28 protein-coding genes and 2 tRNA genes are annotated in these 23,981 nt (G+C 58.1%); 26 read left to right on the top strand and 4 right to left on the bottom strand.

What is annotated here, in order from left to right:
• Positions 1-15: 15 nt before the first annotated feature.
• On the bottom strand, positions 16-486 hold the full coding sequence (locus D3879_RS18650) for a Dps family protein (RefSeq protein WP_119955748.1): 471 nt from the start codon (positions 484-486) through the stop codon (positions 16-18).
• Positions 487-843: 357 nt separating this feature from the next.
• Here D3879_RS18650 and D3879_RS18645 point away from each other — a divergent pair, with 357 nt between their 5' ends.
• The 17 genes from D3879_RS18645 (at position 844) to nadA (ending at position 14,553) form a co-directional block, all read left to right on the top strand.
• A complete protein-coding gene (locus D3879_RS18645; RefSeq protein WP_119955747.1) occupies positions 844-1,065 on the top strand; it encodes an FmdB family zinc ribbon protein in 222 nt (73 codons plus the stop codon).
• 187 nt (positions 1,066-1,252) lie between these two features.
• Positions 1,253-3,028, top strand: coding sequence for an aspartate--tRNA ligase (gene aspS, locus D3879_RS18640; RefSeq protein ID WP_119955746.1), 1,776 nt, complete (start codon positions 1,253-1,255; stop codon positions 3,026-3,028).
• Between the two features lie 67 nt (positions 3,029-3,095).
• Positions 3,096-3,845, top strand: coding sequence for a YebC/PmpR family DNA-binding transcriptional regulator (locus tag D3879_RS18635; protein ID WP_119955745.1), 750 nt, complete (start codon positions 3,096-3,098; stop codon positions 3,843-3,845).
• A 138-nt stretch (positions 3,846-3,983) separates the two neighbouring features.
• Complete coding sequence (gene ruvC, locus D3879_RS18630) at positions 3,984-4,508, top strand: crossover junction endodeoxyribonuclease RuvC (protein ID WP_119955744.1); 525 nt, start codon at positions 3,984-3,986, stop codon at positions 4,506-4,508.
• 100 nt (positions 4,509-4,608) lie between these two features.
• Positions 4,609-5,214: a Holliday junction branch migration protein RuvA gene (ruvA, locus tag D3879_RS18625; protein WP_119955743.1), complete on the top strand. Its 606-nt coding sequence runs from the start codon at positions 4,609-4,611 to the stop codon at positions 5,212-5,214.
• Entirely contained in the window at positions 5,215-6,264 is a 1,050-nt protein-coding gene (gene ruvB / locus D3879_RS18620) for a Holliday junction branch migration DNA helicase RuvB (RefSeq protein WP_119955742.1), read from the top strand.
• Between the two features lie 105 nt (positions 6,265-6,369).
• Positions 6,370-6,822: a tol-pal system-associated acyl-CoA thioesterase gene (ybgC, locus tag D3879_RS18615; protein WP_119955741.1), complete on the top strand. Its 453-nt coding sequence runs from the start codon at positions 6,370-6,372 to the stop codon at positions 6,820-6,822.
• A gap of 2 nt (positions 6,823-6,824) precedes the next feature.
• A complete protein-coding gene (gene tolQ / locus D3879_RS18610) occupies positions 6,825-7,520 on the top strand; it encodes a protein TolQ (RefSeq protein WP_119955740.1) in 696 nt (231 codons plus the stop codon).
• 177 nt (positions 7,521-7,697) lie between these two features.
• The gene (tolR, locus tag D3879_RS18605) at positions 7,698-8,150 is read left to right on the top strand and encodes a protein TolR (protein ID WP_119955739.1); all 453 of its coding nucleotides are present in this window, start codon (positions 7,698-7,700) and stop codon (positions 8,148-8,150) included.
• Complete coding sequence (tolA, locus tag D3879_RS18600) at positions 8,150-9,142, top strand: cell envelope integrity protein TolA (protein WP_119955738.1); 993 nt, start codon at positions 8,150-8,152, stop codon at positions 9,140-9,142. Before tolR ends, tolA begins: the two co-directional genes overlap by 1 nt.
• Positions 9,143-9,189: 47 nt before the next feature.
• On the top strand, positions 9,190-10,440 hold the full coding sequence (tolB, locus tag D3879_RS18595; protein ID WP_218567853.1) for a Tol-Pal system beta propeller repeat protein TolB: 1,251 nt from the start codon (positions 9,190-9,192) through the stop codon (positions 10,438-10,440).
• 52 nt (positions 10,441-10,492) lie between these two features.
• Complete coding sequence (gene pal / locus D3879_RS18590; RefSeq protein ID WP_119955736.1) at positions 10,493-10,990, top strand: peptidoglycan-associated lipoprotein Pal; 498 nt, start codon at positions 10,493-10,495, stop codon at positions 10,988-10,990.
• 6 nt (positions 10,991-10,996) lie between these two features.
• Positions 10,997-11,809 carry a tol-pal system protein YbgF gene (gene ybgF, locus D3879_RS18585; protein ID WP_119955735.1) on the top strand — a complete coding sequence of 271 codons (813 nt, stop codon included), beginning with the start codon at positions 10,997-10,999 and terminating at the stop codon, positions 11,807-11,809.
• Positions 11,810-11,927: 118 nt separating this feature from the next.
• Positions 11,928-12,575: a 7-carboxy-7-deazaguanine synthase QueE gene (queE, locus tag D3879_RS18580; protein WP_119956350.1), complete on the top strand. Its 648-nt coding sequence runs from the start codon at positions 11,928-11,930 to the stop codon at positions 12,573-12,575.
• 1 nt (position 12,576) lies between these two features.
• Positions 12,577-13,251, top strand: coding sequence for a 7-cyano-7-deazaguanine synthase QueC (gene queC, locus D3879_RS18575; protein ID WP_119955734.1), 675 nt, complete (start codon positions 12,577-12,579; stop codon positions 13,249-13,251).
• A 56-nt stretch (positions 13,252-13,307) separates the two neighbouring features.
• A tRNA-Lys gene (locus D3879_RS18570) sits at positions 13,308-13,383 on the top strand.
• Positions 13,384-13,494: 111 nt separating this feature from the next.
• Entirely contained in the window at positions 13,495-14,553 is a 1,059-nt protein-coding gene (gene nadA, locus D3879_RS18565) for a quinolinate synthase NadA (RefSeq protein WP_119955733.1), read from the top strand.
• Positions 14,554-14,604: 51 nt separating this feature from the next.
• Here nadA and D3879_RS18560 read toward each other — a convergent pair whose 3' ends face one another.
• Positions 14,605-16,038, bottom strand: a complete 1,434-nt coding sequence (locus tag D3879_RS18560) for a M48 family metalloprotease (protein ID WP_119955732.1) — start codon at positions 16,036-16,038, stop codon at positions 14,605-14,607.
• 107 nt (positions 16,039-16,145) lie between these two features.
• Between D3879_RS18560 and D3879_RS18555 the strand changes: the two genes are divergently transcribed.
• Both D3879_RS18555 and D3879_RS18550 read left to right on the top strand, forming a co-directional pair.
• Positions 16,146-16,397, top strand: coding sequence for a sulfurtransferase TusA family protein (locus D3879_RS18555; protein WP_119955731.1), 252 nt, complete (start codon positions 16,146-16,148; stop codon positions 16,395-16,397).
• Positions 16,398-16,445: 48 nt separating this feature from the next.
• Positions 16,446-17,516, top strand: coding sequence for an AI-2E family transporter (locus D3879_RS18550; protein WP_119955730.1), 1,071 nt, complete (start codon positions 16,446-16,448; stop codon positions 17,514-17,516).
• A 54-nt stretch (positions 17,517-17,570) separates the two neighbouring features.
• On the opposite strand, the gene D3879_RS18545 is transcribed toward D3879_RS18550, so the two are convergent.
• Both D3879_RS18545 and D3879_RS18540 read right to left on the bottom strand, forming a co-directional pair.
• Positions 17,571-18,044: a peroxiredoxin gene (locus D3879_RS18545; protein ID WP_119955729.1), complete on the bottom strand. Its 474-nt coding sequence runs from the start codon at positions 18,042-18,044 to the stop codon at positions 17,571-17,573.
• A 12-nt stretch (positions 18,045-18,056) separates the two neighbouring features.
• Entirely contained in the window at positions 18,057-18,617 is a 561-nt protein-coding gene (locus D3879_RS18540) for a glycine cleavage system transcriptional repressor (RefSeq protein WP_119955728.1), read from the bottom strand.
• 167 nt (positions 18,618-18,784) lie between these two features.
• Here D3879_RS18540 and dapA point away from each other — a divergent pair, with 167 nt between their 5' ends.
• The 7 genes from dapA (at position 18,785) to D3879_RS27655 (ending at position 23,844) form a co-directional block, all read left to right on the top strand.
• Positions 18,785-19,663, top strand: a complete 879-nt coding sequence (dapA, locus tag D3879_RS18535) for a 4-hydroxy-tetrahydrodipicolinate synthase (protein ID WP_119955727.1) — start codon at positions 18,785-18,787, stop codon at positions 19,661-19,663.
• Between the two features lie 17 nt (positions 19,664-19,680).
• Positions 19,681-20,799, top strand: a complete 1,119-nt coding sequence (gene bamC, locus D3879_RS18530; protein ID WP_119955726.1) for an outer membrane protein assembly factor BamC — start codon at positions 19,681-19,683, stop codon at positions 20,797-20,799.
• Between the two features lie 188 nt (positions 20,800-20,987).
• Positions 20,988-21,857: a phosphoribosylaminoimidazolesuccinocarboxamide synthase gene (locus D3879_RS18525; RefSeq protein ID WP_119955725.1), complete on the top strand. Its 870-nt coding sequence runs from the start codon at positions 20,988-20,990 to the stop codon at positions 21,855-21,857.
• 171 nt (positions 21,858-22,028) lie between these two features.
• Positions 22,029-22,118: transfer RNA gene (locus D3879_RS18520), tRNA-Ser, on the top strand.
• Positions 22,119-22,519: 401 nt separating this feature from the next.
• On the top strand, positions 22,520-22,804 hold the full coding sequence (locus D3879_RS18515) for a hypothetical protein (RefSeq protein WP_119955724.1): 285 nt from the start codon (positions 22,520-22,522) through the stop codon (positions 22,802-22,804).
• A 25-nt stretch (positions 22,805-22,829) separates the two neighbouring features.
• Positions 22,830-23,138 carry a hypothetical protein gene (locus tag D3879_RS18510; RefSeq protein ID WP_147411184.1) on the top strand — a complete coding sequence of 103 codons (309 nt, stop codon included), beginning with the start codon at positions 22,830-22,832 and terminating at the stop codon, positions 23,136-23,138.
• A 412-nt stretch (positions 23,139-23,550) separates the two neighbouring features.
• Positions 23,551-23,844 carry a VF_A0006 family four-cysteine protein gene (locus tag D3879_RS27655; RefSeq protein ID WP_338014893.1) on the top strand — a complete coding sequence of 98 codons (294 nt, stop codon included), beginning with the start codon at positions 23,551-23,553 and terminating at the stop codon, positions 23,842-23,844.
• Positions 23,845-23,981 lie beyond the last annotated feature (137 nt).

Below are 23,981 nucleotides of genomic sequence, written 5' to 3'. Positions count from 1 at the left end.
CTGTGAATCGCTGCCTTAACCGGCAAGTAGGCTGCGCAACATCCAGGCGGTCTTTTCATGCACTTGCATGCGTTGGGTCAGCAGGTCGGCAGTCGGTTCGTCGCTGACCTTGTCCAGCAGTGGAAAGATGCCGCGCGCAGTGCGCACCACGGCTTCCTGGCCCTGTACCAGTTGCTTGATCATGTCCTGGGCATTCGGTACGCCTTCTTCCTCTTTGATCGAGGATAGGCGGGCGTAAGCGGCGTAAGTGCCGGGCGCCGGAAAGCCGAGGGCGCGGATGCGCTCGGCGATGGAGTCAACGGCCAGGGCCAGTTCGGTGTATTGCCCCTCGAACATCAGGTGCAGGGTGTTGAACATCGGGCCGGTGACGTTCCAGTGAAAGTTGTGGGTCTTCAGGTACAGGGTGTAGGTGTCCGCCAGCAGGCGCGACAGGCCTTCAGCAATGGCTGCGCGGTCCTGTTCGGCGATTCCGATGTTGATTTCCATGGCGTTTCTCCTTTGATCGACTCGGGGCTGTAGAGGCTCGGTGACGGCTAGAGCCTAGCATAGGGTGCCCCCCGAGCTTAGCCTTGGCCTGTGTCAATAAAAGTCATGTGAGTGCTTGTTCTGGTCTTGGGGTGCAACCTTCTGCAGTGGTTTGGCCTGGAGTCTCGGCTAGCGGCGGGCAGCAGGCGTTGCTCGCGACGCAGCGCTAGCGAGCTGAGGTTTTCCTAGCGATAGAAAGCCTTGGTGGGTGCGGGTCAGCCTGGCGGCTGCACGTGACCGATTAACCATATATAATGCCGCCCCTTGCCGCTGGGCGCGGGCTCGCGGTGCTGTTTTTTCGATTGCCGAGATGAGCCAATGCCTATTTACGATTACCAATGCGCTTCCTGTGGCCATCAAATGGAAGCCATTCAGAAGTTCAGCGATGCGCCGTTGGTCGATTGTCCGACCTGCAAGGCGCCCGAGTTGAAGAAGTTGCTGTCTATGCCCGGTTTTCGCCTTAAAGGCAGCGGCTGGTATGAAACCGACTTCAAAACCGGCGCGAAAAAGAATCTGGCTGGCGGCGATAAAGCCGATTAGAACCTGTTCAAGATCGTCGCGAGCGCAGGTCAGGCAAGGCGAAAATAGGCGAGGAGGCGGAGTTTACGAGTGGTAAATGAGCATTCCGAGCCTGTTTTCAACGCTGCATGGCCAAGCGCAGCAGATATTGAACAGATTCTTAAACAGCACACCGACTAGTCGAATTACGAGAAGCGAAACCACCATCATGATGCGCAGCCATTATTGCGGCCAACTGAACGAGAGCCTTGACGGTCAAGAAATCACCCTGTGCGGCTGGGTCCATCGCCGCCGTGATCATGGCGGGGTGATCTTCCTCGACATCCGTGACCGTGAAGGCCTGGCCCAGGTGGTGTTTGACCCCGATCGTGCCGATACCTTCGCCGCCGCTGACCGTGTGCGCGGCGAGTATGTGGTCAAGATCACCGGCAAGGTACGTTTGCGTCCGGCGGGTGCGGTCAATGCCAACATGGCATCCGGCGCTATCGAAGTGCTCGGTTACGAGTTGGAAGTGTTGAACGAGGCGGAGACTCCGCCGTTCCCGCTGAACGAGTACTCCGACGTGGGCGAAGAAACCCGCCTGCGTTATCGCTTTATCGACCTGCGTCGCCCGGAAATGGCCGATAAGCTGCGTCTGCGTTCGCGCATCACCACCAGCATCCGTCGTTACCTCGACGAGAATGGCTTCCTCGATGTCGAAACGCCGATCCTGACCCGCGCCACGCCGGAAGGCGCGCGTGACTACCTGGTGCCGAGCCGTACCCACGCCGGCAGCTTCTTTGCTCTGCCGCAGTCACCGCAGTTGTTCAAACAGTTGTTGATGGTGGCGGGCTTCGATCGTTACTACCAGATAGCTAAGTGCTTCCGCGACGAAGACCTGCGGGCCGATCGCCAGCCGGAATTCACACAGATCGACATCGAGACCAGTTTCCTCAATGAAGGGGACATCATCGGTCTGACCGAAGGCATGATTCGCAAGCTGTTCAAGGAAGTGCTGGATCTGGAATTCGGCGAGTTCCCGCACATGACCTTCGAAGAGGCCATGCGTCGCTACGGTTCCGACAAGCCGGATCTGCGCATCCCGCTGGAACTGGTCGATGTTGCCGATCAGCTGAACGCCGTGGATTTCAAGGTGTTCAGTGGTCCGGCCAACGATCCGAAAGGCCGCGTTGCCGCCTTGCGCGTACCGGGTGCCGCGAGCATGCCGCGTAGCCAGATCGACGACTACACCAAGTTCGTCGGCAACTTCGGCGCCAAAGGCCTGGCCTACATCAAGGTCAATGAGCGCGCCAAGGGCGTCGAGGGTCTGCAGTCGCCGATCGTCAAGTTCATCCCTGAGGAAAACCTCCAGGTGATCCTCGATCGCGTCGGCGCCCAGGACGGCGACATCGTGTTCTTCGGCGCCGACAAGGCCAAGATTGTCAGCGACGCCCTTGGCGCGCTGCGGATCAAAGTCGGTCACGACCTCAAGCTGCACACCTGCGAGTGGGCGCCGTTGTGGGTCGTCGACTTTCCGATGTTCGAAGAGACCGACGACGGCAGCCTCACCCCACTGCACCACCCGTTCACCGCCCCCAAGTGCTCGCCGCAAGAATTGGAAGCCAATCCGCACGCGGCGCTGTCGCGCGCCTACGACATGGTGCTGAACGGCACCGAGCTGGGTGGCGGTTCGATTCGTATTCACCGCAAAGAGATGCAGCAAGCGGTATTCCGTCTACTCGGCATCGGTGAAGACGAGCAGCAGGAGAAGTTCGGCTTCCTGCTCGACGCCCTGAAATACGGTGCGCCGCCGCACGGTGGTCTGGCCTTCGGTCTGGACCGTCTGGTGATGCTGATGACTGGCGCCCAGTCGATCCGTGAAGTGATTGCCTTCCCGAAAACCCAGAGCGCGGCCTGTGTCATGACCCAGGCGCCGGGTGCGGTGGATGCTAAAGCGCTGCGTGAACTGCACATTCGTCTGCGCGAACAGCCGAAAGCGGAATAGTTCGGTTTAAACCCCGGGCGGCCCAGGTTGGTGGGCCGTCCAACAGGACAAGAATTCGGAGTGCGTTATGGCTGGTCATTCCAAGTGGGCCAACATCAAGCATCGCAAAGGGCGTCAGGACGCCAAGAAAGGCAAGATTTTCACCAAGCTGATCCGCGAGCTGACCATCGCCGCGAGTCAGGGTGGCGGCCTGCCGGCGGATAACCCGCGTCTGCGTTTGGCGGTGGACAAGGCGCTCGGCGCCAACATGACCCGCGACACCATCGACCGGGCGATCGCCCGCGGCGTGGGCTCCAGCGATGACGATAACGTCGAAGAGCTGAGCTATGAAGGTTATGCGCCTAACGGCGTGGCGGTGATCGTCGAGGCGATGACCGACAATCGCAATCGTACTGCGGCCGAAGTGCGGCATGCCTTCAGCAAGTGCGGCGGCAACCTGGGTACCGACGGCTCGGTTGCCTACATGTTCGATCGCAAAGGCCAGATCAGCTTCGCCCCGGGTGTGGATGAAGACGCCCTGATGAATGCTGCGCTGGAAGCTGGTGCCGATGATGTAGTGACCAATGAGGATGGCTCCATCGACGTTTTCACCACCTTCGCTGACTTCATCTCGGTGAATGAGGCCTTGGTCGCTGCCGGTTTCAAGGGCGATGAGGCAGAGATCAGCATGATTCCCTCGATCATGGTCGAGCTGACGGACCTGGAAACCGCGCAGAAGGTGCTCAAGCTGATCGACATGCTTGAAGATTTGGATGACGTGCAGAACGTCTACTTCAATGCCGAAATTCCGGATGAAATCATGGAGCAGCTTGGCTAAACCGAACTGCTGCGGTATCCCTGAAGCCGGAGGCGCAAGGGCGTGATCACCACGCGACTTTGCGCCCCCGGCTTCTGCCTTTAAGCTGCCGGACACTGACTGTTTGGCACTAAGCATCATTTTCAAGCTGCAGGCGCTATGACTCTTATTCTTGGCATCGACCCTGGTTCACGTATCACCGGCTACGGCGTGGTGCGCGACCTTGGTCGTGGCTGTGAATATGTTGCCTCGGGCTGTATTCGTACGGGCAGTGGTGCGTTGCATGAGCGGCTGCAGATCGTTTTTCGTGGGGTGCGTGAGGTCATTCAGACATACGGCCCGGTGACCATGGGCATCGAGCAGGTGTTCATGGCCAAGAATGCCGACTCGGCGCTGAAGCTGGGGCAGGCGCGTGGCGCGGCAATAGTGGCGGCGGTGGAGGAGGGCTTGGAGATCGCCGAGTACACGGCGACCCAGGTCAAGCAGGCGATTGCCGGGACCGGTGGTGCGGATAAACAGCAGGTGCAGATGATGGTGATGCACCTATTGAAGTTGACGCAGAAACCGCAGATCGATGCCTCCGATGCGCTGGCGATTGCCCTGTGTCATGCGCATACCCGCTCAAGTCTGATTCCCCACGGCCTGGCTGGCGCGCGTAGTCGCGGCGGCCGGCTCAGGCTGTAAGTTCTGTAGGCTGGGTAGAGCGCAGCGAAACCCAGCACAACCGTTACAAAGCTGGGTTTCGGCTAGAGCCTCTGCCCAGCCTACTCAAGGAAATAGGATTGTGATTGGACGCCTACGCGGCACCTTGGTGGAAAAGCAGCCGCCGCATTTAATTGTGGATGTGGATGGCCTCGGTTATGAGCTGGAAGTGCCGATGACCACGCTTTACCGTCTGCCGTCCGTCGGTGAGCCGGTGACCCTGCACACCCATCTGGTGGTGCGTGAGGACGCGCATTTGCTCTATGGATTCAGCGAGAAGCGCGAGCGTGAGCTGTTTCGCGAGCTGATCCGGCTCAATGGTGTTGGCCCCAAGTTGGCGCTGGCGTTGATGTCCGGCCTGGAAGTGGATGAACTGGTACGCTGCGTTCAGGCGCAAGATACCTCCGTCCTGGTGAAGATTCCGGGCGTCGGCAAGAAAACGGCCGAGCGCCTACTGGTCGAGTTGAAAGACCGTTTCAAGGCCTGGGAAACCATGCCGGGCATTGCCACGCTGGTGGTTGAACCTCGGACCGGTGCCGCAGTCTCAAGCGCAGAGAATGACGCGGTGAGCGCGCTGATCTCCCTCGGTTTCAAACCCCAGGAGGCAAGTCGTGCGGTGTCTGCAGTGCAGGAAGACGGTTTAAGCAGTGAAGAGTTGATCCGTCGTTCATTGAAAGGAATGGTTTAAGTGATAGACGCCGACCGCCTGATTACCGCTTCCGGCCGCGACCGCGATGAGCAGTTGGACCGGGCTATTCGTCCGTTGCGGCTGGCTGAATATATCGGTCAGCCGAAAGTGCGCGAGCAGATGGAACTGTTTATTCAGGCCGCTAAGGGGCGCAGCGAAGCGCTCGATCACACGTTGATTTTTGGTCCGCCAGGCTTGGGTAAAACCACCTTGGCCAATATCGTTGCGCAGGAAATGGGTGTCTCGATCAAGAGCACCTCTGGCCCCGTGCTCGAGCGCCCTGGTGATTTGGCGGCGATGCTGACCAATCTGGAGCCGGGCGATGTGTTATTTATCGATGAAATTCACCGCCTCTCGCCGATTGTCGAAGAAGTGCTATATCCGGCAATGGAGGATTTTCAGCTCGACATCATGATTGGTGAGGGCCCAGCGGCCCGGTCGATCAAGCTCGATCTGCCACCCTTTACCCTGATCGGCGCTACGACGCGTGCCGGCATGCTGACCAATCCGTTGCGCGATCGCTTCGGTATCGTGCAGCGCCTGGAGTTCTACAGCATCCCTGACTTGGCCACGATTGTCGGGCGTTCGGCCGGTATCCTCGGTTTGCCGCTCGATCCTGAGGGTGCTTACGAAATTGCGCGGCGTGCCCGTGGTACGCCGCGGATCGCCAACCGTTTGCTGCGGCGCGTGCGAGATTTCGCCGAAGTGCGCGCCAAGGGGCATATCACCCGGCCAATTGCCGATCTGGCGCTGAACTTGTTGGATGTCGATGAGCACGGCTTCGATCATCAGGATCGCCGGCTACTGTTGACCATGATCGAGAAATTCGATGGCGGCCCGGTGGGTGTCGACAGCCTGGCAGCAGCAATCAGCGAGGAGCGGCATACCATTGAAGACGTGCTGGAGCCTTACTTGATCCAGCAGGGCTACATCATGCGCACCCCCCGTGGCCGGGTGGTGACCCGGCATGCGTATCTGCATTTTGGTTTGAATGTACCCAAGCGTATGGGGGAGCTGCCGACGGCTGATCTGTTTGCCGTTGATGAGTAGCCTCAAGGCTGCAAAATTCAACCGATTCATTCAGGACGAATGAGATAGATGGTTGCAAAACAGTTGTTTAGCCTGATTGGCAACCCGGGGAGTAAGCACTAGAGTATGCGCGCGCAAAATGAGCTTGAGTCGTTCGCACATCGTTGTCGCGTTTATTACGAGGACACCGATGCCGGCGGCATCGTTTACTACGTCAATTACCTTAAGTTTATGGAGCGGGCTCGTACCGAGCGGCTGCGCGATTTGGGCTTTGCCCAGTCTGCGCTGGCGGGGGAGAACCTGTTGTTCGTCGTGCATTCCAGCGAAGCGCGCTATCACGCGCCGGCGCGGCTGGATGATGAGCTGCTGGTCAGCGCCGAAGTAATCGAATTAAACCGTGCCAGCCTGCGCTTTCGTCAACAGGTTCGGCGGGCAACGGATGATGCGCTGCTCTGTGAAGGGCAGTTCCTGGTGGCCTGTGTGCGCGCCGACAGTTTGAAACCCCGGGCCTTTCCCGAAGCTTTGCGCGCGGCCTTTGCCGGCCTGAGCGGCGCGGGTACATCTAAAGCAGGAGATTAAACGTGGAAGCCAACGTCGTCGACCATACCTCCATGTGGAGCCTGATCAGCAATGCCAGCATCGTGGTGCAGCTGGTAATGCTCATCCTGGTAGCCGCATCGGTTACCTCATGGATCATGATTTTCCAGCGCAGCACGATGATTCGTGCGGCGCGCCGTTCGCTGGAAAGCTTCGAGGAGCGTTTCTGGTCGGGCATCGACCTGTCCAAGCTGTACCGCCAGGCCGGCAGCAACCCTGATCCGGATTCCGGCGTCGAGCAGATCTTCCGTGGCGGCTTCAAGGAGTTCTCCCGCCTGCGTCAGCAACCAGGTGTCGATCCGGATGCGGTGATGGACGGGGTGAACCGTGCGATGCGCGTGGCGATTTCCCGTGAAGAAGAAAAGCTTGAGCAAAGCCTGCCATTCCTCGCCACCGTGGGCTCCACCAGCCCCTATATCGGCCTGTTTGGTACCGTCTGGGGGATCATGAACTCCTTCCGCGGACTGGCTTCGGCGCAGCAAGCGACCCTCGCCACAGTTGCACCGGGCATTGCCGAGGCACTGATCGCTACGGCAATTGGCCTATTTGCGGCCATTCCGGCGGTAATCGCTTACAACCGCTTCGCCGCGCGCGGTGAGACGCTGATTGGCCGTTACTACACCTTTGCCGACGAATTCCAAGCCATCCTGCACCGTAAAGTGCACACCAGCGACGACTAAGAACCTGTTCAAGGTCGTCGCGAGCGCAGGTCAGGCAAGGCGAACACAGGCGAGGAAGCGGAGTTTACGAGCTGTAAATGAGCATTCCGAGCCTGTTTTCAACGCAGCATGACCAAGCGCAGCAGACATTGAACGGGTTCTAAGACGCAGGTTTCTTTGATGGAAAGGTTTTAACCCATGGCCCGTATTCGTAAGAGACGTAAACCAGTTGCCGAGATGAACGTAGTGCCTTACATCGACGTGATGTTGGTGCTGCTGGTGATCTTTATGGTGACTGCCCCGATGCTCAACCAGGGCGTCAAGGTTGATCTGCCCAAGGTTTCCAGTGAGGCCTTGCCGCAAGACAACAACACCCAGGTGCTGACTATTTCGATCAAGGCCGACAAGACCTATTACTGGAATCTCGGCAGCGAAGTGGATACCGACAAGCAGCAGGCGAAAGCCCTGAGCCTGCCTGAAATGACCACCGCTGTGACGGCGATCATGAACCAGAGCCGTAGCCAGGGTAAGCAGACCCAGGTGTTCATTCGTGGCGACAAATCCGTTGATTACGGCGCGGTGATGGCTGCAATGGGCGGGCTGCAGCAGGCTGGCGTGGGCAATGTCGGTCTGATTACAGAGGCGCCGTAATGCAGCAGCGCGAGCGCTCCTCTTCGGAAAGCTACTTCTGGCCTAGCGTCTGGGCGATAGGTTTGCACGTCCTGATGTTTGGCATGCTTTTCGTCAGTTTTGCTTTCACGCCAGAGCTGCCACCCGCTAAACCGATCGTTCAGGCCACCCTGTACGAGCTCAAGTCGAAAAGCCCGGCAACCGTGCAGACCAACCAGAAAATTGCTGGTGAGGCGAAAAAGACTGCAGCCAAACAGTACGAAGTCGAGCAGTTGGAGGCGAAAAAGGTCGAGCAGGAAAAGCAGGTAGCGGCCAAGGCGGCGGAACAAAAGAAAGCTGAAGAAGCTCAAAAGGCCGAAGCAGCACAAAAGACCGAGGAAGTGAAAAAAGCTACTGAGGCCAAGAAAGCCGAAGAGGCGAAGAAGGCCGAAGAAAAGCAATTGGCGGATATCGCCAAGAAGAAAACCGAAGAAGAAAAGAAGAAAGCGGCAGCAGAGGCCAAGAAAAAGGCTGATGCCGAGGCGGCCAAGAAAAAAGCCGTGGCAGACGCGAAAAAGGCAGAGGACGCGAAGAAGAAAGCGGCTGCCGAAGCGACCAAGAAAAAAGCTGCTGAAGCAGCACGCAAGGCGGCAGAAGAGAAGAAAGCCCAGGCACTGGCGGAGTTGTTATCCGAGGATACTGAGCGGCAAGCGGCTCTCGGTGACGAGATCGGCGACCAGGTCTCGGGTAACTTCGACGATCTGATCAGAATGCGTGCGGCGGAAGGCTGGACAAGACCGCCAGGCGCCAGTAACGGCATGACGGTGGTGCTACAGATCACCATGTTGCCAGACGGCACCATTACCAGTGTCGGCGTGACGCGCTCCAGCGGTAATGGGCCCTTTGACAGTTCAGCTGTTGCAGCGGTCAAAAACATCGGCCGACTCATAGAAATGCAGGGCCTGAGTCCCACTGACTTTAATCCCTATCGTTCATTCAAGATGACCTTCACACCTGAGGATTTAGCGTTGTGATCAAAATTCTTCGAGGAATACTTGTGGTTCTTTGCTGCGCCGCCGGAATGGCGGCTGCTGAGGAAAAGAACATTCTGGTCACCAGTGGCTCGGATCGGGCCATTCCGGTTGCTATCGTGCCTTTCGGTTGGCAGGGTGGAACCGTGCTGCCGGAGGATATGGCCGACATCATCGGCAAAGATCTACGTAACTCTGGCACCTTCGAGCCGATTCCGCGGCAAAACATGATCAGTTTGCCGACTCAGGCCAGCGAAGTGATTTTTCGCGATTGGAAAGCCCTGGGCGTTCAGTATGTGATGGTCGGCAGCATCGTCCCGAATGGCGGTCGCCTACAGATTCAATACGCCTTGTTCAACGTGGCGACCGAACAGCAAGTGCTCTCGGGTAGCGTTGGCGGTAGCGCCGATCAACTGCGCGATATGGCGCACTACATCTCTGACCAGTCGTTCGAGAAGCTCACCGGCATCAAGGGTGCGTTCTCCACGCGGATGCTATACGTCACCGCTGAGCGCTTCTCGGTGAATAGCACCCGCTACACCCTGCAGCGCTCCGACTACGACGGCGCTCGCGCCGTGACTTTGCTGCAGTCGCGTGAGCCGATTCTCTCGCCGCGCTTTGCCAATGATGGCAAGCGTATCGCTTATGTGTCGTTCGAGCAGAAGCGTCCGCGCATCTTCATCCAGCACATCGATACCGGTCGTCGCGAGCAGATCACCAACTTCGAAGGTTTGAACGGTGCGCCGGCCTTTTCCCCTGATGGCAATCGCCTGGCTTTCGTGCTGTCCAAGGACGGCAACCCGGAGATCTACGTGATGGATCTGGGCTCTCGTCAGTTGCAGCGAGTGACTAATCATTTCTCCATCGACACCGAACCGTACTGGGGGGCTGATGGCCAGACCCTCTATTTCACCTCGGACCGTGCTGGCAAGCCGCAGATCTACAAGACCCGCGTCGGTGGCGGCGAGCCGCAACGCGTGACCTTCGTTGGTAACTACAACGCCAATCCGAAGTTGTCGGCGGACGAAAAGACCTTGGTGATGATTCACCGCCAGGACGGGTTCACCAACTTCAAAGTAGCGGCTCAAGATCTGCAGCGGGGCAATGTGCGGATACTTTCCGATACCAGCCTGGACGAGTCGCCTACTGTCGCGCCTAACGGCACCATGGTAATCTACGCGACCCGCCAGCAGGGCCGTGGAGTCTTGATTCTCGCCTCCATCAATGGACGAGTAAAACTCCCGATTCCAACCGCGCAAGGCGAAATCCGAGAGCCATCCTGGTCGCCCTACCTGAACTGATGCGGCGCAAAACCTTTTACTTAACACAACTGGGGTCATTAGGAGTTTTATTATGGAAATGTTGAAATTTGGCAAGTTTGCTGCGCTGGCCATGGCCATGGCTGTGGCTGTTGGTTGCTCCTCCAAAGGCGGCGACACCGCTGGCGAAGGCGCTGTTGATCCGAACGCTGGTTATGGCGCTAACAGCGGTGCCGTCGATGGCAGCCTGAGCGAAGAAGCTGCTCTGCGCGCTATCACTACTTTCTACTTCGAGTACGACAGCTCCGACCTGAAGCCGGAAGCTATGCGCGCTCTGGACGTTCACGCTAAAGACCTGAAAGGCAACGGCGCTCGCGTCGTTCTGGAAGGCAACACCGACGAGCGCGGCACCCGCGAGTACAACATGGCTCTGGGCGAGCGTCGTGCTAAAGCCGTACAGCGCTACCTGGTACTGCAAGGCGTTTCCCCGGCTCAGGCAGAGCTGGTGTCCTACGGCGAAGAGCGTGCGGTTGCCACTGGCAACGACGAGCAGTCCTGGGCTCAAAACCGTCGCGTCGAACTGCGTAAGTAATTCGCCATGCGTACGTGCCGACGTGCTTTAACTGTTTTGGCTCTCAGCTTGCCGCTTGCGGCGTGGGCTGAGGTTCCTGTGGTGGATGACAATGCCAATTACGGCAGCAGTAGTTATCCGCCTGCTGGTTATGGCACGTCCGGCGCCTACGCCGGGGGAGGGGTTACGGCCCCGACCTCGGCGCAGGGTGAGCTGTTTATGCAGCTGCAACAACTGCAAGAAGAGGTCGCGCGACTGCGCGGCATGGTCGAGGAGCAGCAAAACGAGATTCAGCGCCTGAAGCAAGAAGGCCTGGAGCGTTATCAAGACCTCGATCGACGTTTGGCCGGCGGCGCAACTGGCGCTCCAGCTACCCAAGATCCTGCTGCAACCGGTGCAATCAATGCCGGTGCCGCACCGACTCAGCCAGCGGGTCAAGCCGCGGCGAGTAACGAACCGGGTGATCCGGCGAAGGAGAAGCTGTATTACGACGCTGCCTTCGATCTGATCAAGACTAAGGACTTCGATAAGGCCAGCCAGGCTTTTACCGCTTTCCTGCGCAAGTACCCGAACAGTCAATACGCAGGGAATGCGCAGTACTGGTTGGGTGAAGTGAATTTGGCTAAGGGCGATCTGCAAGGTGCCGGTCAGGCGTTTGCCAAGGTCAGCCAGCTTTATCCGAGTCACCCCAAGGTGCCTGACTCCTTGTACAAACTTGCTGATGTCGAGCAGCGCTTAGGCCATGCCGATAAAGCCAAGGGCATTTTGCAGCAAGTGATTGCTCAGTTCCCTGGCAGTTCGGCGGCGCAGTTGGCGCAGCGAGATTTGCAGCGTCCCTGAAAGCTGATTCGAAGTTCAAGAAAACCCGCGCCTGACGCGGGTTTTTTCGTTAGAATCTTCGCCCCAATTCCCGCAACGGAGGCGGATGGCCTGTTTCGCCGTCACGCCCGTGGCTGATATGCAAAAAAACCTGCGCATTACCGAGATTTTCTACTCGTTGCAGGGCGAGACGCGCACCGCCGGCTTGCCGACTGTGTTTGTCCGCCTGACCGGCTGCCCCCTGCGTTGTCAGTATTGCGATACCGCCTATGCCTTCAGTGGCGGTGAGCTGATGAGTCTGGAGGCGATTCTTGAGCGCATCGCCAGCTTTCGGCCGCGTTATATCTGCGTGACCGGTGGTGAGCCGTTGGCTCAACCCAGCTGCATCCCCCTACTCGAGCGTCTGTGTGACGCTGGCTATGAGGTCTCGTTGGAGACCAGTGGTGCGCTGGATGTCTCGGCGGTCGATCCGCGGGTGAGCAAGGTGGTCGACTTGAAGACTCCGGGTTCGGCTGAAGTCGCTCGGAATCGCTACGAGAACATCGAGTTTCTGACTGCCAACGATCAGGTGAAATTCGTCATCTGCTCGCGCGAAGACTACGACTGGGCGGTCTCTAAGCTGATTCAGTATCGCCTGCAGGATCGCGCCGGTGAGGTGTTGTTTTCGCCCAGCCATCATGAGTTGGATGCCCGCGCACTGGCCGATTGGATCGTCGCTGACAATCTGCCGGTCCGACTGCAAATGCAGCTACACAAAATTCTTTGGAATGACGAGCCGGGGCACTGATATGACAGACAAGAAAGCGGTAATCCTGCTTTCCGGCGGCCTCGACTCCGCCACGGTAGTGGCTTTGGCTCGGGCTGAGGGTTATGCCTGCTACAGCATGAGCTTCGACTATGGCCAGCGCCATCGCTCCGAGTTGCAGGCTGCCGAGCGTGTGGCGCGCCAGTTGGGCGTGATCGAGCACAAAGTCATTGGTCTGAACCTCAATGGTATTGGTGGTTCGGCGTTGACCGACACTTCGATTGCCGTGCCGGAAGGCCCGGCCGAAGGCATCCCGGTTACCTACGTGCCGGCACGCAATACGGTGTTCCTCTCGTTGGCGCTGGGGTGGGCTGAGGTGTTGGGTGCGCGCGATATCTTTATTGGGGTCAATGCGGTGGACTATTCCGGTTACCCTGATTGCCGTCCGGAGTTCGTCGAGGCCTTCGAGCGCATGGCTAATCTGGCAACCAAAGCTGGGGTAGAAGGGCAGGGTTTTCGCATCTGTGCGCCGTTGCAGCACATGAGCAAGGCTGAGATCGTGCAGGCTGGTCTGCGGCATGGGGTCGATTACGCTTTGACCGTTTCCTGCTATCAGGCCGATGACGATGGTCGGGCGTGTGGCAAGTGCGACAGCTGCCGTCTGCGGGCTGCTGGCTTTGCCGCCGCGGGTGTAACGGACCCGACTCGATATTTCTAAATTTTTATCGCATGGTGTTGATTTTGTGAATTAAATCAGTATTATGCACACCCGTTGGGTCGTTAGCTCAGTTGGTAGAGCAGTTGGCTTTTAACCAATTGGTCGCAGGTTCGAATCCCGCACGACCCACCATCCTTTCCTGCTTTACCCCTCCTGCCTGTTATCCGTCTTACCCGATCTAATCCAATTGATGCGGGTGGTATACTCGACTTACGCGCTCAAGCGCCTGCAGGTCTAGCGAATATGACGCAGATTTCCGAACGCCTTCTGGTTCAAGCTCACCTCGATGCCAAGCAGCCCAAACCGCTGACTGCTGCGGAGGAGGCTCACTATCGTGCGGCGATTGCTGCTGAGCTCAAAGCACAAAATGCCGTGCTGGTTGCTCATTACTATTGCGATCCGCTGATTCAGGCTTTGGCTGAAGAAACCGGCGGCTGCGTTTCCGACTCCCTGGAAATGGCCCGTTTTGGTAACCAGCACCCGGCGCGAACCGTGCTGGTGGCGGGTGTGAAGTTCATGGGCGAGACCGCTAAAATCCTCAACCCGGAAAAGCGCGTGCTGATGCCGACGCTGGAAGCGACTTGCTCGCTTGATCTGGGCTGTCCGATTGAGGAGTTCTCGGCGTTTTGCGATCAGCATCCAGAGCGTACCGTGGTGGTCTATGCCAATACCTCGGCAGCGGTTAAGGCGCGGGCTGATTGGGTAGTGACGTCCAGTTGTGCACTGGAGATCGTCGAAAGCCTGATGGATAACGGTGAAAAGATCATCTGGGCGCCGGACAAGCACCTGGGCCGCTATATCCAGCGTGAAACTGGCGCTGACATGCTGCTCTGGGATGGTGCCTGCATCGTTCATGAAGAGTTCAAGTCCCGGCAACTGGAAGACATGAAGGCGCTGTATCCGGAGGCGGCGATCCTGGTGCATCCGGAGTCGCCGGAGGCGGTGATCGACCTGGCAGATGCGGTTGGCTCCACCAGTCAGTTGATCAAAGCGGCGCAGACGCTGCCGAACAAGACTTTCATCGTTGCCACCGATCGCGGCATCTTCTACAAGATGCAGCAGCTGTGTCCGGACAAGATTTTCATCGAGGCGCCCACCGCCGGCAATGGTGCGACCTGCCGCAGTTGCGCGCATTGCCCGTGGATGGCGATGAACACCCTGGAGCGCACGCTGCAATGCCTGCGTGAGGGCAGCAACGAGATCTTCGTTGATCCGGCGCTAATCCCGCGGGCGTTACAACCCCTCAAGCGCATGTTGGATTTCACTCAGGCCGCACGGCTTAAAGTGGCCGGTAACGCTTAAATCGTTAGGTAGAAAAAAGCCCGGCTGAGACCGGGCTTTTTTCTGTCTGGCTTAGCGCATCAGCTGTTTGAGCATGCGCTGCTGTTCCAGCATTTCCTTCTGGCGGGTATCGATGCGTGAGGCTAGAGGGAAATTGTTGATGGCACGACGTTTGGCGAAGTCCAGCTGTTCGATCGCTTGGTCATAATCGGCGACCAAGGCAAAGTACTCGGCGCGGGCTTGGTGCAGGCCGATGATATCGCCGGACAGGCCGCGGGTTTCCGCGACCTGATACCAGACATCCGGATCATTCGGGCGACTCTTCAGCAGCTCTTCGAGAGCCTTCTGCGCCTCGGCTGCCTGGTTCTGCTTGAGGAGCAGGTCGATGCGGCTCTGCTTCAGGGGGTAGTTGTCCGGATAAACCTTGAGTAGCCGTTGGGCGCGCTGTTGCGCGTCCGGCAGGCGATTGGAGGTGATGTCCAGGTCGATCTGCGCCAAGTTATAGGAGACGTCGTTGGGGGCTTTCCCCAGTAGCGTTTGCAGGCTTGTCCGGGCTTCGTTGAGTTGGCCGTTCTTGATCTGTGCCAATGCCAGGCCGTAACGGGCGGCGTCCAGTGTGGGGTCGTCGTCGAGCATGGCGCGGAAACGCTTGCCGGCGATGCCGGGGGTTTCCTCGAAGGTCAGTTGCACGCGCGCGCGCATCAATTGATAGCGCAGCGTGTCTACGCGCCCGCCCTGGGGGAATTGTTCGGCGCGGTTGCGGGTGTCGGCGATACGCGACTCGGTGACCGGGTGCGTGAGGAGGAATTCAGGCGGGCGCTTGTTGTAGCGATATTGCCTGGCCATGCGCTCGAACATGTTCGGCATGGCGCGCGGGTCGTAACCGGCGCGTTCCAGATTGACCACACCGACGCGGTCGGCTTCCTGTTCGTTCTGTCGGGAGAAGCGCAACTGGCTCTGGATGGCGGCGGCCTGGGTGCTCATGATCGTGGCCATGCCGGCGTCGCCAGCACCGGCCGCGGCGGCAATGATCCCGGCGAGCATGGCGGCCATCATCGGCACCTGCATTTTCTGTTGGGCTTCGATGCCGCGGGCGAAGTGGCGCTGGGTCAAGTGGCCAAGTTCGTGTGCGAGTACCCCGGCGTACTCGGCTTCGCTCTGCGCATAGAGGAACAGGCCGCCGTTGACGCCGATAATCCCCCCAGGGGCGGCGAAGGCGTTGATCTGTGGGTCCCTGATCAGGATGAACACCAGCCGGTGGTCATGCAGGTCGCTGGTTTCTGCCAGGCGATAGACGCTGCTTTCGACGAAGTCTTTAAGCTGCGGATCGTTCAGTTGGCTGACTTGCCCGCGCAGCATGCTCAGCCAGGCGCGGCCGAGTTGATATTCCTGTTCCGGCGAAACGATCGATGAGCTGGAGTCGCCCAGTGACGGCAGGTCGTCGGCGATGGCGGGAGAGGCAAGCAAGCAAGCAAGCGTCAGCAGAGTAGGGCGCAGAAGATTCATGCACGAAGCTCTTGGCGGCAAAGTAGCTACTGTAGCCGCCATGCCGGTCGGCTGGCCAGGGCTGTGCCGCCTTCGGTATCCTAACGTACTTCCCTGGAGACTGATTAATGACCGACGCTGGATGGCAGGCTCCCGTCTGCGATGCCGAACTGGACACCAGCGGCCTGAATTGCCCGCTACCTTTGCTGAAGGCCAAACTCGAGCTGAATCGCCTGCCAAGTGGCGCCGTGCTCAAGGTGACGGCTACCGATGCCGGCTCGCAGCGCGATTTTCGCGCCTTCGCAAGTTTGGCCGGGCATACCTTGCTACATGAAGAGAGTGAGGACGGTGTCTACCGCTATTGGCTGCGCAAGGCTTGACGCGTATCTCTACCTGGCTCAGTGGTTGGGTGTATCGAAGGAAATCTGATGTTTAAGGTGCTACGCGATTGGGTTCAGCGCTATTTCTCCGATGAGGAGGCGGTAGTGCTGGCGGTTTTGTTGGTGCTCGGCTTTACCGCAGTGCTGACGCTCGGCGGCATGCTCGCACCGGTACTGGCGGGTCTGGTGCTGGCCTTCTTGATGCAGGGGCTGGTCCGCATGCTGGTGCGTCTGCGGCTGCCGCGAATAGGGGCGGTGTGGCTGGTGTTCGCCTTGTTTATCGGGCTGCTGGGGGTGTTTTTATTAGTGTTGGTGCCGTTGCTGTGGCAGCAACTGATTACGCTGTTCAACGAATTGCCGGGCATGCTCGGCAAGTGGCAGTCCTTGCTCTTGCTGTTGCCGGAGCGCTACCCGCATCTGGTGTCGGATGAGCAAGTGCTGCAAGCGATCGAGGTGGTGGGCAGCGAAATCGGTAAGTTTGGCCAGTTGGCGCTGACCTTCTCGTTATCCAGCTTGCCACTGCTGGTGAACATCATGATTTATCTGGTGCTGGTGCCGATCCTGGTGTTCTTCTTTCTCAAGGATCGCCAGGTGATTAGTCGCTGGTTCCGCGGTTACCTGCCCCGTGAGCGCACGTTGATTACCCGGGTGGCTCAGGAGATGAACCAGCAGATCGCCAATTACATCCGTGGCAAGGTGATTGAGATCATCATCTGTGGTGGCGTGACCTACGTGGCCTTTATCGCGCTCGGTCTGAACTATGCGGCGTTGCTCGCCCTGCTGGTCGGCCTGTCGGTGGTGGTGCCCTATGTCGGTGCCGTGGTGGTGACGGTGCCGGTGGCCCTGATCGCGTTGTTTCAGTGGGGCTGGGGTGATCAGTTCATCTACTTGATGGTCGTGTACGGGGTTATCCAGGCGCTGGACGGTAACGTTCTGGTACCGCTGCTATTCGCCGAGGCGGTGAACTTGCATCCAGTGGCGATCATCTGTGCGGTGCTGTTGTTTGGCGGGCTCTGGGGGTTCTGGGGGATCTTCTTTGCGATTCCGCTGGCGACCCTGTTCAAGGCGGTGCTAGATGCCTGGCCACGGCAAGAGCCTGTAGTGGCGCCGTTGATGTAAGAATGCGGGTGCAATAGAAAGGCCGCATTAAGCGGCCTTTCTATTGGGCTGAGCTCAACCCTTGTTCAAGGCTTGTGCAGTTGCCAATACTGCATCGACATGGCCGGGAACCTTAACACCACGCCATTCCTGCCGGAGCACTCCAGCCTTGTCGAGGAGAAAGGTGCTGCGGTCGATGCCCAGGTATTCCTTGCCATAAAGCTTCTTTAGCTTGATCACCTCGAACAACTGGCACAGCGCTTCGTCCTTGTCGGAAATCAGCTCGAAGGGGAACTCCTGCTTGCACTTGAAGTTCTCGTGCGACTTCAGGCTGTCCCTGGAAACGCCAAACACCTGGGTGTTGGCGGCCTGGAACGCGCTGTACTGATCGCGAAAGCCTTGGCCTTCGGTGGTGCAGCCTGGGGTGCTGTCCTTCGGATAGAAATAGATCACCACTTGCTGACCCTTGAGAGCGGACAGTTCGATCTGCTGGCCGCTGGTGGCCTGAGCGTGGAAGTTAGCGACGGGCTGGTCGAGTGCAATGGCCATGAAGGGTTTTCCTTAAGCAGGAGTCTGTGGGCGCCAAGGTTCGATCAGGGCATCCAGATTCAAGGCGTCGGCAAAGTCGAGAAACTGGTCGCGCAGCCAGCTGATTTGAGTGCCGGCCGGTAAGGTCACCGTGAGCGTGGCGTTGAGCATGGTGCCGCCGGTTTGCGGGGCTTGGTAGGTATCGCAGGTGAGGTTTTCCAGCTCGACGTTGTGATCGATGAAGAACTGGCACAGCTCATTGAGAATGTCTGGGCGGTACACCGAGCTGACATAGGCAACGTAGGGCAATGCTTGCGGGCGGTTCTCCGAGGCTGCGCTGCGCACCACGCTGACGGTGAAGGTGTGCTTCTTGGCTAGGGTTGGCAGACCGGCTTCCAGGCGTGCTAGCGCGTCCCAGCTACCCGATACCTGCAAGACCAGCGCGCTGAACTCGCCGTGGCGGCTCAAACGGGTGCTGATTACGGCGCAGCGGTTCTCATGGCTGGTGCGGCACAGCACATTAGTCAGCTCCATGGGGTTGGTGCCGAGGGCACTGATAACAAGGAACTGTTCGCGGACTATGGGGGTGGACATGCAGCATTCCTAAAGCGATGAGCGGTCGGCAGTTAAACTGCCGATCAAAGCCGGAAGGTTAGCGAAAAGCGTCGCTGAGGGGAATGCTCATAGCACGGTACTTCGCTTGTGCAAGGCAGGTAGCGCCAGTACCATTACGGCTCTCTTTTTCCGGCAGGAGCGGTTGCATGATTGCGGGCAGTATGGTGGCACTGGTCACGCCCATGGATGCGCAGGGTCGTCTGGATTGGGACAGTCTGAGCAAACTGGTGGATTTCCACCTGCAAGAAGGCACCAACGCCATTGTCGCGGTCGGCACCACAGGTGAGTCGGCCACGCTAGACGTCAACGAACACATCGAAGTGATCCGTCGTGTGGTGGATCAGGTCGCGGGGCGTATTCCGGTTATCGCCGGTACTGGCGCCAACTCCACGCGGGAAGCGGTGGAATTGACTGCAAACGCTAAAAGCGCCGGCGCCGACGCTTGCTTGCTAGTCACGCCGTACTACAACAAGCCGACTCAAGACGGTTTGTATCAACACTTCCGGCATATCGCCGAGGCGGTGGCAATTCCGCAGATCCTCTACAACGTGCCAGGCCGTACGGTTTGCGACATGCTGCCGGAGACTGTTGAGCGTTTGTCGAAAGTATCGAACATCATCGGCATCAAGGAAGCTACGGGTGATCTGCAGCGCGGCCAAGAAGTGCTGGATCGCGTCAGCAAAGACTTTCTGGTGTATTCCGGCGACGACGCGACCGCCGTCGAGCTGATGTTGATGGGCGGTAAAGGCAATATCTCCGTCACCGCTAACGTTGCCCCACGCGCCATGAGCGAGCTTTGCGCTGCGGCCATGCGTGGTGATGCTGTCACGGCTCGGGCGATTAACGATCGTTTGATGCCGCTGCACAAGTCGCTGTTTATCGAGTCCAACCCGATTCCTGTGAAATGGGCCCTGCATGAAATGGGTCTGATGCAGGAGGGTATCCGTTTGCCTCTGACTTGGCTCAGTCCGCGTTGTCATGAACCGCTGCGTCAGGCCTTGCGCCAGTCCGGCGTATTGGTTTAATCGAGGAAATACTACGCATGAAGCGACTGGCCGGACTCTCCGCACTTGCCATGATCATCTCTAGTACCAGCGGTTGCGGCTGGATCTGGGGTGAAGATGGCTATTTCCGCGATCGTGGCAGTGATTACCTAACAGAGCGCCAGACTGCACCGATGCAGATTCCAGCGGGTGTCGATACCAAGCGCCTCGACCCGCTGCTGCCGGTGCCGCGCAATGTGGCTGACTCGACCGTCAAGGGTGAGTTCGAAGTACCGCGCCCACAGGCCTTGCCAGTGCAGGCTGACTCGAGCGAGTTCAGCCTGCAAAAAAGTGGCGAGGCGCGTTGGGTGATGGCACGGCGTGCGCCGGCAGAAGTCTGGCCGGTGGCTCGTCAGTTTTTCGAAGATAACGGCTTCCGGATTGCCGAAGAGCGCGCGCAGACGGGCGAATTTAGCACTGACTGGCAGCGTTTCGACGAGCTCTCTGCGTCCATGGCGCGGCGTCTGAGCAGCCGTGTGGCGGGGGTAGACCCAGAGAGTCAGGCCCGTGTGCGGGTGCGCATCGAGCCCGGTGTGCAGCGCAATACCAGCGAGATTTTCGTTGTGAGCGCTGAACGGCCGGCTGGCAGCACCGCCAATGTCGATTTCCCCAGCAAGTCTGCGAACGCCAGTCTGGAAGCTGCGCTGCTCGACGAGATGCTCGCCAGCCTGGCGCGCAGCGCCGAGCAGGGCGGCTCCGTCTCGCTGCTGGCCGCGCGCGACTTCGACGCACCGAGTCGGGTCAGTCTGTCCGAGGATGGTAACGGCAACCCGATCTTGAACCTTGGCGCTGATTTCGATCGCGCCTGGTCCAGCGTTGGTCGTTCCCTGGAGACGGCTGACGTGCGGGTCGATGACCTCAATCGCACCTTGGGCGTGTATTACATCAACCTCGCCGAAGGCGCCGAGACCAAGAACAAAGAGCCTGGTTTCTGGGGCACGTTGTGGGGCAGTGCGCCGAGCAAAGAAGACATCGACGCGCGCGCTGAGCGCTATCAAGTACGCTTGACCAAGGTTGGCGATGGCGTGCAGGTGACCGTGGAGAAGGACCTCAATACTGTCGCGCCGGCTGATGTGGCGCGTCGCGTGTTGAGCCTGATCCAGGAACACCTTGGCTAAATTACGCTTCGATGTTCTAGGCGGTAGGTAGGCAGCTGTGGAAACGGCTGCCATGGCCTTGCCAGCTGTCTGCTAGGGTGACACTGCTCTGGAGTGAGCCAAAACCCTAAATGCAGTTCTATGAGAAGCCGATAGGCGAAACCCATTCGGTTTCGCCTGTTTCGTTTAACAAAGGCGGAAATCCTGACATGACCACTCCCTCCACCTTGAGCCTGAAGAAAATCTACTCTGGCAAAGTTCGGGACCTGTACGAAATTGACGCCAAGCGCATGCTGATGGTGGCCACCGATCGCCTGTCGGCGTTCGATGTGATCCTCGCTGAGCCGATTCCGGACAAGGGCAAGATCCTCACCGCCATCTCCAACTTCTGGTTCGATAAGCTCGCGGACGTGGTGCCGAACCACTTCACCGGCGACAAGGTGGAAGACGTCGTGCCTGCTGCCGAATTACCGTTGGTGGAAGGCCGTGCAGTGGTGGCCAAGCGTTTGCAGCCGATTGCGGTGGAAGCCATTGTGCGAGGCTACATCGCCGGTTCGGGTTGGAAGGAGTACCAAAAGAGCGGCACGGTCTGTGGTATCCAACTGCCGGCCGGGCTGAAAGAAGCCTCCAAGCTGCCGCAGCCGATCTTCACGCCGTCGACCAAGGCGGCAGTGGGCGATCACGATGAGAATATCGCGTTCGAGCAGTGCGAGGCGATCATAGGTAAAGAACTGGCGGCGAAGGTGCGTGACACCGCTATCGCCTTGTATAGCGCGGCAGTCGAATATGCGGCCACCCGCGGGATCATCATCGCTGACACCAAGTTCGAATTCGGCCTGGACGAAGACGGCACGCTGACCTTGATGGACGAAGTGCTGACGCCGGACTCCAGCCGTTTCTGGCCGACCGAGAGTTATGTCGAAGGGCAGAATCCGCCCAGCTTCGACAAGCAGTTCGTGCGTGATTGGCTGGAGTCTACTGGTTGGAACAAAGAGCCGCCGGCACCTGCTGTACCGCTTGAAGTGGCGCAAAAAACCGCCGACAAGTACCGCGAAGCGCTGACCAAGCTGATGGCTTGAATGCTGTTGAGCGTGAAATGAAAAGAGGAGCCAACGGCTTCTCTTTTTCGTTGTAGGAGCTTACCTGGCGAGTGGCTGGGACATTGCTAACGCAAGCGCCTGATAGCATGCGAAAAAGTCTTTCCCTGGGGCTTCGCCCAAGGCTTTCGAGCTGTTATCATGCGCGCCGCTGGGGAGATGCCGGAGTGGCCGAACGGGACGGATTCGAAATCCGTTGTGTTAGCGATAGCACCTAGGGTTCGAATCCCTATCTCCCCGCCACTCATTAAGAAAGCCTCGTAAATCTGTTGTTTGGATTTACGGGGCTTTTTCATTTGTGCCTAGTGTTTTCCTCAGGACGCTTTCTTCTCGTTCAGCTGTCAGCTCAACTGCTTGATGGGGTGCGTATCTACTCGGGGGGGGTAGACAGTCTTGACGCACTCTTCAGCGCGGCATTCAATGTGCTCGCTGCTAGATGGCTGCGTGAGCAGATCTCGCGAGTAGCTGCCGCTCGTTTGCATGAGTCTCGGGTAATAATGGGTACTGCTTAGGTGGCGGCGAATGAACATAAGGCTTCTAGTAGGCTGGCATATCGGGGGCAGCTCTGCTGACGAGTTCCAGCTGAGTGGTAATGACAATCTGCGACTGGCCGCATAAAAAGAGGCGCCGCATAAGGAAACTGCATGAAGCGTCTGTTGGTGTTGTTTACCGTTCTGGTAATTGCTGGCTGCTCCGCGACCTCCACGGCACACAAGAAATACGGCAGAAAGGGTCTGCATATCAACTGTTCCGGTCTAACCTCCTCATGGGAAAAGTGCGACGAAGAAGCGGCCATGGCATGCGGCTTAGCGGGTTATAAAGTCATGGCGAAGTCGGGGGTCGGTGAAGGTGACTATGCGGAAAATTACCCGTTTGGTTTAAACCCGGATGGCTTCTCTAGTCGCAACATGATCGTTATCTGTCGCTAAGCTGGGACATTCGAGGTGGTGCGGGATGCAACACATTGGCTCAGGTAAACACATGATCCGGCTTATCGTACTGACCACCCTGCTGACCATCGGCGGGTGCGCGACGGTGAATAAAACAACCACAAAAGATGGCGGTGAGGCCCTCAGCATTGACTGCTCTGGTCAGGCTTTAAAGTGGCAGCACTGCTACGAGAAGGCGACCCAGGTATGTGCTGGTAGCGGCTATGAGACTATCGGCAAGAAAGGTCGCCCGGATACCGACCCGGCTGACCGTCTGCTCGGTGTTGAGCCGGGTAAGTTCGCTAACCGGAACCTGGTCGTTATCTGCAAGTAATCGCTCTAGGTTGATGATGACGGTTGTCAGGTTGCAAGACAGTTGCTGTCGGTCAGCGGACCGGCAAAGCCAGGGCTAGGTCGCCGAAAGAACCTCATCGTAAGAGTCCCACGCCTACTGCCGCTCGTCGCTACCGTTATCCATCTGGCAGGTTTGCCCTCGACGTTTAGGCGTGGCGGCGCCGAGAGAGGGCTAACGAAGCGGTCGAGAGTTTCGGAGTGATTTCCCGTAAGCGGTGTCGCGGATAGCGTGGCGAATAATGAGTCTGGCTGCTTGTGGCTATGGCCAGCGCCAGCGCCAGCGCTATAGTTTGAAGTGCTAGTGGGCCGAGGCTGTGATGTTGAGGGTGCTCTACACGCTTTAAATTCGCATATCTTTACGACAAGAAGTATATGCTCTTAGCGAGAAAGTAATGAGTTATAAAGTCAGCGCTATATGTTTTCTTGTGATGGCTTTTTCGTCTGGCGCGTTCGCTGATGACGATGAATATAATGCCTGCTTGTTGCAGTATCAAAAAGATGCAAAAACAAATCTATCTGCGTACTTGATTGAATATGCATGTAGGAAGACTTATCAAGAGGGCGCTTTTCTCTTGGGTAAAGAAAAGGCATATTATGAGTGCTTGCTAAAAAACATACCTGGTGTCGAAAACAGCATGGCTGTTAATCAGATACAGAATGCATGTAGAAGGCAGTATCTCGAGTAAGCGTCTAGCGCATTTTGCTCTGTGGAGCGGCCTAGGGTTCGAGTTCTGCTTAGTTTTTCGCTGAGGGAAGGTTGTGCGGCCGGTTATGCCAATACACGGATTATTAATCCTGTAGTTGTTATCGACCTTTCTTAAAG

Origin of the sequence: Pseudomonas cavernicola (assembly GCF_003596405.1) — a bacterium.
In the GTDB taxonomy this organism is placed as follows: Bacteria; Pseudomonadota; Gammaproteobacteria; order Pseudomonadales; family Pseudomonadaceae; genus Aquipseudomonas; species Aquipseudomonas cavernicola.
The sequence above is the reverse complement of the archived record's forward strand: the minus strand, read 5'-3'. Positions and strand labels throughout refer to the sequence as shown.